Genomic DNA, 12965 nt, shown 5'->3' on the forward strand with positions numbered 1-12965 from the left:
ATATTATGGTATATTCGTATATATAGAGGAAAGGAGTGTGTGAAATGGTTCTTAAACTGGAACATGTCACTAAACGTTTTGGGCAATTCACAGCGGTTGATGATTTATCATTAACCATTCCTGAAAAGGAAATGTTTGGTTTCTTAGGAGCAAACGGTGCAGGGAAAACGACTACATTTCGGATGATATTAGGGTTACTTGATAGTACGGCTGGGAAAATTAGCTGGGATGATAAACCGATTAATTATTCCACAAGTAATCTTGTTGGTTATCTCCCTGAGGAACGAGGTTTGTATCCCAAATTAAAGGTTCGTGATCAAATTGTCTATTTAGCTAGATTGCGAGGAATGCAAAAGGGCGAGGCATTGGTGGAACTAAGATCATGGCTGGAGCGTTTTAAGATTCCAGAGTATGAGAATAAAAAGGTGGAAGAGCTGTCCAAAGGAAATCAGCAAAAAATTCAATTTATCGCGGCTGTAGTACATAAACCTAAGCTATTAATACTTGATGAGCCTTTTAGCGGTCTTGATCCTGTTAATGTAGAGATGCTAAAGGAAGCTGTCCTAGCCCTTAAGGAAAATGGAGCAACCATCGTATTTTCGAGTCATCGGATGGAGCATGTCGAGGAGATGTGCGAGCACTTATGTATATTACATAAAGGAAGACCGGTGGTGCAAGGTTCGTTAAAAGAGATTAAGCATGAGTTCGGCCGGAAAAACCTCGTTGTCCATGCCGATTTTTCCTTAGAATCACTGACAAACTTTCCAGGTGTTGTTAAGTCAAAACTGACAATGGAAGGAATTCAACTGCAGATTGAGGGAGAATATATTGCAGAAAAAATCCTTAAAAATATTGTGGATAAAGGGTTTATTAGAAAATTTGCCCTTGAAGAGCCTTCTTTAAATGATATTTTTATCGAGAAAGTAGGTAATTCTTATGAATAGTTTCTGGATCATCTTGTTGCATACCTATTTAAACAAATTAAAAAGTAAGTCCTTTCTTATTACGACACTGTTAACGGTGGTCATTGTATTAGCACTAACAAATATTAATAAAATCATTGATCTATTTGATAAGGATGGCGGAATTGATAATGTGGCTGTATTGGATGAATCCGGGCAGCTTTATGAGCCTTTAAAACAGCAAGTTACTTCGATAAACAAGGAGCTTAAATTGACGCTTTATAAGGGCAGCGATAAGGAAGCAGAAAAGGCAATTGAAAAAGGTGAATACAAAGGGCTGATTCTCTTACGTTTAAATGATGAAAATTTACCTGAAGCTACCTATAAGGCGATGAGTATCGCAGACTCTACCCTATTTACTGATCTTCAAACAGGCTTGCAACAAGTGAAAACCATGCAGGCTGCTTCACAGATTAATTTGACCCCGGATCAATTACAGAAGCTTTATGAACCTGTGTCATTCGAGAAATCTGCACTCGAAAAAAATGCGAAAACAGAAGAAGAATTGAATCAGGCGAGAGGTCTCGTTTATGTTTTGTTATTTATCATCTATTTTGCTGTTATTATGTATGCTAATATGATTGCGATGGAAGTGGCAACCGAAAAGTCCTCAAGGGTTATGGAAATCTTAATTTCGAGCGTGTCACCTATTAAGCAGATGTTTGCAAAAATATTGGGAATTGGCTTATTAAGTCTAACTCAGTTAGCCGCATTTCTTTTAGTGGGATACTACTCGTTTACTAGGAATATGGATTCCTTAAAAGATGGGTTTTTCGGAGTTTATGGATTTGGCGATATTCCTGTAGAGACGATCGTCTATGCAGTTATTTTCTTTATTCTTGGTTATTTTCTCTATGCAACTCTTGCAGCCTTCTTAGGATCACTTGTCAGCCGAATAGAAGATGTGCAGCAGATGATTACCCCTATGACATTACTTGTTGTGGCGGGATTTATGATAGCGATGTTCGGTCTTGGTAAACCCGACGCATCGTTTATAACCGTTACCTCCTATATCCCTTTCTTCACACCGATGATAATGTTTTTAAGGGTAGGAATGTTGACTATACCTGCTTGGGAGGCATTATTGGGTATTGGCATCCTTGTAGCTACCATAGTAATTCTTGCCATATTTGGTGCCCGCGTTTATCGAGGCGGCGTTTTAATGTATGGGAAATCCAATTCCTTTAAAGATATTAAACAAGCGTTACAGTTAACAAAAAACAAATAAACTAGTAGAGCTTTACCACATCTGGTGAAGCTCTTATTTATTTGTAAGAATTAATCTCTTAACTTAGTTCAACAACTAACGCCGGCCTAGAAAAATAGCGGCTTTCGTTTAATAACAGAACGTGCATTCGTCTTTTGGAAATGCTACAATAGAGAAAAGGAATGAAAGGAATTTTTTATGAAAAAAATATCGTTTATTCATGCTGCAGACCTTCATTTGGATAGCCCGATGGTTGGATTAAAGCACTTACCTGCAAATGTCTTTGGAAGGATGAAAGACAGTACGTTTACTGCCCTAAAAAAGCTGACAGCTGCAGCAATTGAGCGACAAGTCGATTTTGTTATTTTAGCTGGTGACCTATATGATGGGGAGGATCGCAGTCTGCGAGCTCAATCTCGATTTCGAACAGAGATGCAGAGGCTTGCTGAACATAATATACCGGTATATTTAGTCCATGGAAATCATGACCATTTAAACGGGTCGTGGGTCCAGCTTGACATGCCTGTGAATGTCCAAACTTTTTCCAGTAAGGTCGAAACAAAGAAACTTCAGACAAAGAGTGGTGAAATAGTCCATTTGTATGGGTTTAGCTATGGAACAAGGCATGTGTTTGAGCGGAAAATAGATGAATATAAAAAGGCTGCAGGGGCGGACTTTCATATTGGTATCCTCCATGGAAATGAAAGTTCAGGAACAGAACATGACAATTACGCTCCCTTTTTAGTAAAAGACTTACTTCAAAAGGATTTTGATTATTGGGCATTGGGGCATATACATAAACGAACAGTATTGTCAGAAAACCCACCCATTGTTTATCCTGGTAATCTTCAAGGGCGGAATAAGAAAGAGTCGGGCAGTAAAGGGTTTTATTATGTCACTCTAACAGATCATGATGCTGCGATGGAATATATAGAAGCATCAGATATCATCTGGGAAGAGGCAGTCATTGACGCTTCCACTGCCAACAGCCTAAATGATATCCTCTATTTGTGCCAAACCACTATTAATACTGTCCGCAAAAGTCATACTGGAACACTCTTATCGCTATTCTTAAAAAACATCCATTTATCTGATGAAATGGAAAAGAAAAGTATAAAACATGAATTACTTGAACTCCTCTTAGAAGATGAAAAGGATGAGGAATCTTTTGTCTGGCTAATCGATATAACCATCTCGGAAAAAATGGAGATTGATAAAGAAAAGTTAAAAACAGAAGCCAATTTTTATGGAGAGCTTTTTGAAACGACGGCCCAGTTCCATGATGCAGATCAAGCCCTTGCACCTTTATATGAGCATCATTTAGGGAGAAGGTATTTACCGCATCTTTCAGAAGCTGACCAAGAAGACTTAATCGAAAAAGCCGAAAAACTACTCATTGAATTACTTTATCAATCTTAAATGAATGGAGTACATCTCGATTGAAAATATTAGAATTGCACATATATGGTTATGGTCAATTAGAAAATGTCAATATTGCCAACCTTACTGATTTCCAGGTTTTCTATGGTGAAAATGAAGCAGGAAAATCAACAATCATGGCATTTATTCACGGAATTTTATTTGGATTCCCAACTAAACAGCAAGCAGAGCTTCGCTATGAGCCAAAGCATAGTACTAAATACGGCGGTAAAATTAGAATCTATCATGAAGAGCTGGGATATGCTGTCATTGAACGTGTTAAGGGGAAAGCCGCTGGCGATGTCAAGGTGGTTTTGGATAATGGCGTCATTGGCGGTGAGCAACTCCTTAAAGAATTAGTAGCAAACTTTGATAAGAATTTATTTCAGGCCGTATTTTCATTTAATATCCATGGACTTCAGAATATTCATCAAATGAAAGGTGAAGAAATAGGAAAGTTTTTATTTTCTGCAGGAACCTTGGGTACAGAACAGTTAGCTAAAGCTGAATCCTTTCTACAAAAAGAGTTAGATTCCCGCTTTAAACCATCAGGAAAGAAACCAGTGTTAAATGAAAAGTTAGTAGAGCTTCATGAACTAAATGGAGAGTTAAAAAAGGCAGCAGCTAAAAATAAAGAATATGAGAATTTAATTGAAAAGAAACAGACCCTCTATCAGGAAATCACACAAATCAATAACAAATTAAAAGAAGTCGGTGAAAAAGTAGAAAAATTAAATGAGTGGAAAAGAATAGAAGCAATTGTTAGGGAAGAAAGATGGGTTCAAAAAGAGATAAACGAACTGGGGGAAATTAATTTTCCAGTACGAGGGATTGAAAGAATTGAAAAATTAAATGAACTTATCCATCCTATCAATGCCGAGATTATTAGCATAACTGATAGAATGATGCATATGAAAAAAGAATTAGCTTTAATTCAGCCAGATTTAGCTTACCTTGAAAAGGAACCTGAGCTCTTAACATTACTTGAACAAGTGCCGCTTATAGAACAATTAAAACTTGAAAAGCAACAATGTGAAACGAAACTGGCAGAATATGAAGAAAAGCTAGCAATTACCAGGGAAAAGCTTCATTTACCTTTGAATGAGGAAGAAATTTCTACCATTAATACGAATATTTATATGAAAAATCAGGTGGAAATTGCCACTCGAAAAAAACATAAGCTTGTGGAAGTAAAGGAAGAGTTAGAGGAACGATATCAAGAAGAAAAAAAACTTCTGGAGGAAATAGAGAAAGATGTTCGTGTGGCCGAGGGCAAAGTACTTAGTAAACAGGAAAGGAAACTAATAGAAGAGCAGTTGGGTGACGGGCAGGGTAGAAAGAGTTTAAAAATAGACTTACAGGCAATACAAGACAAAATTGAATTTTACCAACAGGAAGACAAACGAGAGAAGGCTGCCAATACAAACATAAAGAAACAAAAAAACGTTCAACTGCTGTTTGTTGGATTAATTTTACTTGGATTAATCCTTTATAGTTTTTATACAAAGCAGTGGGTATTGTTAGGAATTGGTCTTCTTTGTTGTATTCTCATTCCTATTTTTATGACAAAAAGTAATAGGCAACATAACGGAACGGGCATAGAGCAAATACTTAAGGAATTAATAGAAAAAGAAAAACAATTAAAACAAAAACTTCAGTCAGAAGAGTATCAGGATTTGACAGGGCTTGAGCAGCAGTTACTGTTAGATAATCAAAGGCGGCAGGACCTGCACGTATTGGGACTAAAACTAAACCAACAGCAGAATCAATTTGAAAAAGTACTAACGAGATTTGAAGAATGGGAACTTGAGGAAGCTCAAAATCAAGAAAGACTCGCTTCCCTTGGCAAGGACTTAAAGATACCTGAATATATTGCTTCATCCTTTTTATATGAAGCTTTTGACTTAATTGAGAAATCTAAGTCTATTTACCGAGAGATAAAACAAATATCTTTACGGCTGGAACAAATCACTCAACAACACTGTAATGTAGAGGATGGGCTAAGATTTTACGAGGAACATTTTTTACAAGAAAAAGGGCTGGAATTACAAAACAAAGCCTACTTATTGCGGAACATGCTTAAGGAAGAACATGAAAAGCAGATTAAGTGTCAAGAAAGACTGGAGAAGCTTGCTGACCTGGAAGCGGACCTTAAACAAAAGACACAAGAATTAGATCACTTAAAATTAGAACATGCCAAGCTCTTACAGGCTGCACAGGCAGACGGAGAGCAGCAATTCTACGAGCTTGGAGAAAGATTTACCAAAAGAAGCACCCTGCTCGACAGACTTACACAGCTTCATAGTCAACTTCAGTACTCTATCCTTCCAGAAGAGGTTAGGGAGAACTTTTTATTAATTCATGATCATGAGGAATTAGTCGAGGCATGTAACTTAAAAAGGGACCAACTGCAAGTCAAATTGAAACAGTTTCAAGCTGAATTGGCTTCAATTCAATATGAAATGCAAGTTCTTGAAGAGGGAGGATTGTATTCCGACATACTCCATCGTTTCAAGCAGAAAAAGTTTGAGCTGGAGGAGGCAGCGAAAGAGTGGTCAGTCTTTAGTTTAGCTCAAGCAATTATGGTGCAAACAATTGATAAATATAAAAATATACATTTACCAAAGCTGCTTGCTAAAGCAGAAGAATATATGTCATATCTTACAAATGGTAACTATCAAAAGATCCATCTTCAGAATTCAGGTACGGGATTCCATGTTGAGCGTAAGGATCACACCGTATTTGAAGCTAATGAACTCAGCCAGGCAACAACGGAACAATTATATGTTTCCATTCGGCTGGCTTTGGCTACCACACTTTATGAAGAATATCAGCTTCCCATTATCATTGATGACAGCTTTGTCAATTTTGATGCTAATAGAACACAAAGTGTGCTGAAATTGCTCAGGAGTCTTGAGCAGAATCAAATTTTATTTTTTACTTGTCATTCCCATTTACTTCAGTATTTTGAGACAGAAGATGTGATTTTGCTGGAAAAAGATACTGCCCAGATGATTTAATAGAGTAATAATGGGATATGGTATACTCATATTATGGGAAGGAGCGTGGAGCGGTTGGGCAAAGGAGTACTAAATTATGACATTGGAGAACAGGTTGAATTATATCTCCTTATAAAAAGTTCAACAAAAGGAATTGCTAGTAATGGCAAACCATTTTTAACGTTAGTTCTACAAGATAAGAGTGGGGAAATTGAAGCGAAACTTTGGGATGCAGGACCTGACGAAGAAAAGAATTTTACCGCGCAAACTATTGTGAAAATTCTTGGGGATTTACAAAATTATCGTGGGAAAAGCCAACTTAAAATCCGGCAAATTCGCAAGTCTAATCCTACGGATGGAGTCCATTTAGATGACTTTCTTGAGACTGCACCAATCAGTCAAGAAGAAATGGTCAGTAAGATGACCCAGTATATATTTGAAATGAAAAACCCAAATATCCAAAGGATTACCCGCCATTTAATAAAAAAACATCAAAAGGCATTTTTGGAATATCCAGCAGCTACAAAAAATCATCATGAATTTGTTTCAGGGCTTGCGTATCATGTTGTGAGCATGCTTGATTTAGCCAAGGCGATTGCGTCTTTATATCCTAGCCTTGATAAAGATTTACTCTATGCTGGCGTAATTTTACATGATATGGGTAAGGTAATGGAATTGTCGGGACCGATATCAACTGTTTATACGCTAGAGGGGAATTTACTTGGACACATTACCATAATGATTACGGAAATAGGTAAAGCCGCGGAAGAACTTGGGATATCAAGTGAAGAGGTATTAATTCTCCAGCATCTTGTTCTCAGTCATCATGGAAAAGCGGAGTGGGGCAGTCCGAAACCGCCATTAATTAAAGAAGCAGAAATCCTTCATTATATTGATAATCTTGATGCAAAAATGAACATGCTTGATCGGGCATTAGAAAGAGTAAAACCTGGTGAATTTACTGAACGTGTATTTGCATTAGATAATCGATCCTTTTATAAGCCAGTTTTTCATAAATAATATGGCAAATAACCCGAAAGGGTTATTTTTTTTGTTTAGAAAAGAATATTTTCGGCAAGATTGAATAAATTTTAATAAAAAGTGGACAACCACTATTGAGAGGAGTAACAGACATTGACGATACCTATTTGGATTTATGCAGTTGTGGTTGGAATTGTCATTAGTGCACTAATGGCTATAAAGACAGGCAGAGAGGAACGAGAGGTTGAAATGGAAAGCATTGAGCGTGAGGGAGAAATCTATATACAACGTCTTGAACGTGAGAAGGAATTACGCGAAGAACTCAAAGCGACAGGGGAATAACAATATCACTCTGTTCGTTTCCGAGTGGTCGAGAAACGAACAGATTATAAGTCATTTTTCATGATAAAAAGCGGAAGTGCCTTGGCACTTCCGCTTTTTATTATTGTTGGGCTGCTGTTGTTTTTGGTTTTAGAGCGTCTTTTAAGTCTTTATCACTAACTTTTACGTTTGCATCCTTAAGTTCACGCTGCATCGCTTTATTAAAAATCTCGTTAGTTAATTTTGACGATTTTACTTTATATTCAATTTCATCTTTCATTTCATTATAAGGCTTTTTCTCCTTTTTCTCCGTTACTTGAATAATATGATAGCCAAATTGTGTTTTTACTGGTGCACTAATTTCATTAACCTTTAATGCATAAGCTGCCTTTAAAAAATCCTTATCATATTGTTCTTTATTCGCGTTATTAATTGTGCCCAAATCACCGCCGTTTTGTGCCGAAGCTGTATCGGTAGAATATTCTTTTGCAACTTCATCGAATTTACCGCCGCCATCAAGCTTTTTCTTCACTTCATTTGCTGTTGCTTCATCTGCAACAAGGATATGACGTGCTTTTATATTAGGCTGATATGCATCGTAATAGTCTTTCATTTCTTTGTCTGTTGCCTTTACTTCTTTAAGAGCGGCTTTTTCTTGCATCAGGGGAAGCTTCAATGTTTTCTTGAAATCAGATTCACTTGCATAGCCACTTTGAGCAAGAGTAGCCTCAAAGTTTGCACCAAACTGTTCCTTTAAATCAGCAACTTTTGCATCTACCTCTTTGTCGGTTACCTTGTACTTTTTGGATAATACTTTTTCATATACAAGCTGTTGCAGGGCTTGGTTTCCAACATTTTCTTTCATCTTATTGTAGAGTTCTTCTTTTGTTACATTTCCAGCTTTACTTTCTGCCACTGTATCAGAACCGCCTTGATTACAAGCACTTAATGCAATAACCCCGCCAGCCATTGTGAGGGCCAATATCCATTTTTTCATGATGTTATCTCTCCTAAATCAATAAATTCTTGTGGGTATTTGTCCACAATGTTTACTATAACATAAATGCGCACTGCTGCAAAAAATTAAGCTGAATGTTTATAGAAATTTCAAAAAATGCAATTTAGACTTTTCCAGAAAAAATAAGTTATGTGCCTAAACGAAATGAAACCTTGTTGAATAGTATATCTTAGCAAATTAAAAAGGAGGTATTACGATGAGTGGAGGATATGGAGGAGGATTCGCTCTAATTGTTGTCCTTTTCATCCTATTAATTATTGTTGGGGCTTCCTGGGTTTATTAATGATTAAACACTACATTATGGAAGGAGGTAAAAATATATGTCTGGTGGCGCAGGTTACGGTGGAGGATTTGCATTAGTTGTCGTTCTTTTCATTCTGTTGATTATCATTGGAGCTTCTTGGATTTATTAATAAAAGGCAAACAAAAGCGATGAGGAACAACTCATCGCTTTGCTTTTATTATTTTTAACGTTCATTACAAGCCAATTGTTGATGTCATCTTCGGATTATGTATATAAAATTTCCAAATAGGATGATATCAGTAAAATTGTAATTAATACATTAATCGTTCGGAACACCTTGTGCTGGTTTTCCTCTGGAATTTCTTTTTGAATACAAAGAGAGTTGGTCATTTTATTTACATAAAACAATATGAAAATAGCGAATACAATAAAAACGGAGATCATCAATGATTCCCTCCTTGATGTTTACTATGATAAATCCATTTTTAGCAACTGATTTCAACAGGAAATTCACTTTTCTTTATAGGATATCAAATAAAGCAAAAAAAAGATAGTCAGAAAGAATAGAAGGATTCTAGACTAAATACGGGTAGATCAACTAACAGCAAATATAAAATATTAATGTTTAAAAAGGTTTACCCGCCTCTTGAAAAGGTGAATAATGAACATAGGTATGTATATGGTTGGAAAGAGGACGATAATATGAATGAATATGCATTATTGCTCCAAAGGATTAATGTTCTTGAATTTCATCATAAGTTGTTAGTAAAGCTCATCAATAATCCGGATCTTGAATTCTATAAATTAATCATTGAAAAAGGGTTAACCGAGCAAGAGTTAAACACGTTTTATAATCTATGTGACAAATTAAGTGAAAAATTAGAAGAACAAAAAGCGGAAGGGTATGTCTACTTCCATCCGCTTTTTGTTGAATTATCGGCTGCTTTACCCGACACGCTCAAGGCTGAAGAGGTAGTAAGGGCATGCTTGCAACAGAAACTGTATGAACCGCTTTTTCAAGAAATGAAAAAGCACTTATAGTGGAAATGTTTTTAGGCAAGCTCTTGTTCCGTTTTTTTCGTTTTTTTCAATGTTCCATTTTCTTCAGTGAAGTCCGTTTCAATGTTTTGAAACGAGCGTTCAAATATTTCCATGAAATCATCGCCGTAAATATTGCGGACAATTGCCATCATTTCAATAATATCCGGAAATTTCCCATACAGTTCCCTAAGTGGTAAAGCACCTGAAAAGGCAGCATTGCCATTCGGCTCATAGGTTTCCATCGATTGAAGTAATATTTCTTCCCCTTTGTCTGTAAGCTGGATGTAGGTATTCCGTTTGTCGTTTTCCTTTTTTGAAAACTTCAATAGTCCTCGTTCTTCTAACTTCTTTGAAAAATTGAAAGCTGTCGAGACGTGCATTACCCCAAATTTTGCTACATCCGAGATGGAAGCCCCATTCAAATGGTAGGCGATCCAAAGAATATGATGTTCATTGATATTTAAATCATAAGGTTTAATCCATTGTTGCCAATCTTTTTCAATTGATTTCCATAGTGCTTTACTCAACTGAGTGATTCTTTGGCTAAAAATCATTGCTTCCTTCATAGAATATTGTTTCTCAGTCATCCCCATTGTCACCTACTTTTATATTTCTCTATTATCATTATGCCAATAAAATAAAAATTAATAAAGTAAAAATTCACAAAATTTTTAGAAATAATAATAATCTTTTACGGAAATAGCGTAAGATAGAATCTCCACAATACCTTATAACAAATATTATCTAAGAAGTTTTAATGACTATTTTCTAAGATACTCTCCTCTAATTGTTGGACTGTTTCTTTTAGTTCTATAAATTCTCTTTGAATTATCTGTTGCTCTGGCTCTATTTCTTTTTCCCAATTAGCGAGAGAAATTTTAACCTCAGTTAAAAACTTTGAAATTTGTATTTTACTTTCTTTTGTCGCTAATGAAACAGAGTCTTTCAACTCGATGAGATTCGCTTTAAGGTCTTGTAAATGGTCCATAAAAAGTTGTTTGTTTTCTTTTATTCTTGCTCTTGTCGTATGCCCTGAATTTGGAGCTGTTAGTAATATACTAATACTTGCTGCCATACTCCCGGTAATAAATCCATATAAAAATGTTTTCACCTTCATTTTACTTTCTTCCTCCAAATAATAGCAAATTTTAGAATATTCTATTTAAAAAATAGTTTATTTAAATAGTATTCCCTTAATCAATTGTTTTTAACATAGCCAATTCATAGGAATGGACGGAATTACATATAAATAGTTACAACAATTGACTTAGGCAATGATACTTGGTAGGGGGACTTAAGAGATGAAGAGTGTAATAGTAACGTTTTTTATCCTGAGTGCAATTCTTTTTTTGGGAACATTTAAATTTTTTGTTGACCTCAATAAACCTGGTGTTTATCCGCCAAAACGTGTCTTAAAGAAAAGAGTTGCTGCACTAGCTGGCGGTGGAGGAATTTGCCTGGTGCTGGCATTGTTGCTTTCTTATTTTTCATAGAAGAATTTGATTTATGTAGGTTAAGAAAAAGAACCCAATCGGGTTCTTTTTCTTAACTGGCCCCGTGCATTATTTGTGAATGACGGAAGTTGATGACATATTCGTTCTTTTTACAATAGATTGAGTGACTGGATACAAAACAATCATTACCACGGTATTGAGAGCAATAGCAGGTAAAACCCCTACTGTAAATAATGCTGCAAATGGACCAGGTAAGCCTACTAGAAAAGAAGCAGATCCTAAAAAGACAGAACCTGAAACTAATGTTCCTACTGCAGTTAAAACAGCCGCACTCACAATTGGCTTAACAAATTTTCTTAAGACTAAATATAAACCAAAGAAAATTAATGAAGTCACAACTTTATCAATTATATTTGGAATTTGGCCATTTGGAAACCCGGTTGTTAGTGCAGATAAGACCCCCGTAACTATTCCCATTAATACGACACCTTTTATTTCCGGTACAAGAATAATTCCTAAAAACATCATAGCAAGCATCATGTCAGGCTTAATTCCAAGGAAACTAGGCATTACCGTATGCAACACTACCCCAATCCCCGCTAAAAGTGCTAAAACTACTAGATTTTTTGTATTCATAACTAATCTCTCCTCTGCTATCCTAAGCTATTTGTTCCTCCTGCAGTGCACTCATGCCTGCAGCGAAAAACTTATCATCATTATACCATATTACTATAATAGTAATAAAGAAATAATTTTCTGAAAATTACCCAATCGCTTTCAACAAAAGGGAACTATATTTGCTTATTAATATTGGCCGCCATTTCCTGTAACCTTTGTGGTGTATAGTCGCTTTGATTGTCCTTCCAAACTGCACCAAAGCCATCACCCTTGCCATAGCGTGGAATCAAATGCATATGGAAATGAAAAACAGATTGTCCCGCATGTTCTCCGTTATTATTTAATGTATTTAATCCAATTGGTTCAAATTCCTTTTTCAAAGCATTCGCAATGGTGGGGACAACCTCAAAAAGATTCCTGGCAATTTCAGGTGTGAGTTCATAGATATTTTCCTTATGTACTTTTGGAATAACGAGTGTATGTCCTTCTGTTACTTGACTGATATCTAAAAAAGCCAACACATGTTCATTTTCAAAAACTTTTGCTGCAGGAATTTCCCCATTGGCAATTTTGCAAAAAATACAGTCATTCATTTTAATCCATCCCCTTTAAACAGTTTGTATTATTTTACCATAATGGGCGGCAGGAAAAAAGAAAAAGGCAGGATCCGCTTGGAATCCTGCCCTCTCGAAGGGGAATTG

16 protein-coding genes are annotated in these 12965 nt (G+C 36.0%); 10 read left to right on the forward strand and 6 right to left on the reverse strand.

Going from position 1 to position 12965, the window contains the following annotated elements:
- Nucleotides 1–44: 44 nt before the first annotated feature.
- From AC4E8C_RS06250 to AC4E8C_RS06275, 6 genes are all read left to right on the forward strand, one after another.
- Complete coding sequence (locus AC4E8C_RS06250) at nt 45–944, forward strand: ABC transporter ATP-binding protein (protein WP_490211124.1); 900 nt, start codon at nt 45–47, stop codon at nt 942–944.
- Nucleotides 937–2190 (forward strand): ABC transporter permease, encoded by a 1254-nt coding sequence (locus tag AC4E8C_RS06255; protein ID WP_490211126.1) that lies wholly within the window; start codon nt 937–939, stop codon nt 2188–2190. Before AC4E8C_RS06250 ends, AC4E8C_RS06255 begins: the two co-directional genes overlap by 8 nt.
- A gap of 177 nt (nt 2191–2367) precedes the next feature.
- On the forward strand, nt 2368–3588 hold the full coding sequence (locus tag AC4E8C_RS06260) for a metallophosphoesterase family protein (RefSeq protein WP_490211127.1): 1221 nt from the start codon (nt 2368–2370) through the stop codon (nt 3586–3588).
- A gap of 20 nt (nt 3589–3608) precedes the next feature.
- Nucleotides 3609–6608, forward strand: coding sequence for an ATP-binding protein (locus AC4E8C_RS06265; RefSeq protein WP_490211129.1), 3000 nt, complete (start codon nt 3609–3611; stop codon nt 6606–6608).
- A gap of 33 nt (nt 6609–6641) precedes the next feature.
- Nucleotides 6642–7607, forward strand: a complete 966-nt coding sequence (gene yhaM, locus AC4E8C_RS06270; protein ID WP_490211131.1) for a 3'-5' exoribonuclease YhaM — start codon at nt 6642–6644, stop codon at nt 7605–7607.
- A 114-nt stretch (nt 7608–7721) separates the two neighbouring features.
- Nucleotides 7722–7910 carry a sporulation YhaL family protein gene (locus tag AC4E8C_RS06275; protein WP_490211133.1) on the forward strand — a complete coding sequence of 63 codons (189 nt, stop codon included), beginning with the start codon at nt 7722–7724 and terminating at the stop codon, nt 7908–7910.
- A 100-nt stretch (nt 7911–8010) separates the two neighbouring features.
- On the opposite strand, the gene AC4E8C_RS06280 is transcribed toward AC4E8C_RS06275, so the two are convergent.
- Nucleotides 8011–8886: a peptidylprolyl isomerase gene (locus AC4E8C_RS06280; RefSeq protein ID WP_490211135.1), complete on the reverse strand. Its 876-nt coding sequence runs from the start codon at nt 8884–8886 to the stop codon at nt 8011–8013.
- 217 nt (nt 8887–9103) lie between these two features.
- On the opposite strand from AC4E8C_RS06280, the gene AC4E8C_RS06285 reads away from it, so the two are divergent.
- Nucleotides 9104–9190 (forward strand): YjcZ family sporulation protein, encoded by an 87-nt coding sequence (locus tag AC4E8C_RS06285; RefSeq protein WP_160724698.1) that lies wholly within the window; start codon nt 9104–9106, stop codon nt 9188–9190.
- A 37-nt stretch (nt 9191–9227) separates the two neighbouring features.
- Nucleotides 9228–9320, forward strand: a complete 93-nt coding sequence (locus tag AC4E8C_RS06290) for a YjcZ family sporulation protein (RefSeq protein ID WP_040204450.1) — start codon at nt 9228–9230, stop codon at nt 9318–9320.
- Between the two features lie 95 nt (nt 9321–9415).
- On the opposite strand, the gene AC4E8C_RS06295 is transcribed toward AC4E8C_RS06290, so the two are convergent.
- Nucleotides 9416–9595: a hypothetical protein gene (locus AC4E8C_RS06295; protein WP_007084261.1), complete on the reverse strand. Its 180-nt coding sequence runs from the start codon at nt 9593–9595 to the stop codon at nt 9416–9418.
- A gap of 258 nt (nt 9596–9853) precedes the next feature.
- On the opposite strand from AC4E8C_RS06295, the gene AC4E8C_RS06300 reads away from it, so the two are divergent.
- Nucleotides 9854–10192, forward strand: a complete 339-nt coding sequence (locus AC4E8C_RS06300; protein ID WP_490211137.1) for a DUF1878 family protein — start codon at nt 9854–9856, stop codon at nt 10190–10192.
- An 11-nt stretch (nt 10193–10203) separates the two neighbouring features.
- On the opposite strand, the gene AC4E8C_RS06305 is transcribed toward AC4E8C_RS06300, so the two are convergent.
- Nucleotides 10204–10779 carry an HTH-type transcriptional regulator Hpr gene (locus AC4E8C_RS06305; RefSeq protein ID WP_490211139.1) on the reverse strand — a complete coding sequence of 192 codons (576 nt, stop codon included), beginning with the start codon at nt 10777–10779 and terminating at the stop codon, nt 10204–10206.
- 167 nt (nt 10780–10946) lie between these two features.
- On the reverse strand, nt 10947–11309 hold the full coding sequence (locus AC4E8C_RS06310; protein ID WP_490211140.1) for a YtxH domain-containing protein: 363 nt from the start codon (nt 11307–11309) through the stop codon (nt 10947–10949).
- A 184-nt stretch (nt 11310–11493) separates the two neighbouring features.
- On the opposite strand from AC4E8C_RS06310, the gene yhzF reads away from it, so the two are divergent.
- Nucleotides 11494–11685: a membrane protein YhzF gene (yhzF, locus tag AC4E8C_RS06315; protein ID WP_490211142.1), complete on the forward strand. Its 192-nt coding sequence runs from the start codon at nt 11494–11496 to the stop codon at nt 11683–11685.
- Nucleotides 11686–11754: 69 nt separating this feature from the next.
- Here yhzF and AC4E8C_RS06320 read toward each other — a convergent pair whose 3' ends face one another.
- Both AC4E8C_RS06320 and AC4E8C_RS06325 read right to left on the reverse strand, forming a co-directional pair.
- Nucleotides 11755–12282, reverse strand: a complete 528-nt coding sequence (locus AC4E8C_RS06320; protein ID WP_490211144.1) for a tryptophan transporter — start codon at nt 12280–12282, stop codon at nt 11755–11757.
- A 155-nt stretch (nt 12283–12437) separates the two neighbouring features.
- A complete protein-coding gene (locus AC4E8C_RS06325) occupies nt 12438–12857 on the reverse strand; it encodes an HIT family protein (protein WP_490211145.1) in 420 nt (139 codons plus the stop codon).
- Nucleotides 12858–12965 lie beyond the last annotated feature (108 nt).

The sequence above is a fragment of the Neobacillus sp. SRL179 genome (genome assembly GCF_984799095.1).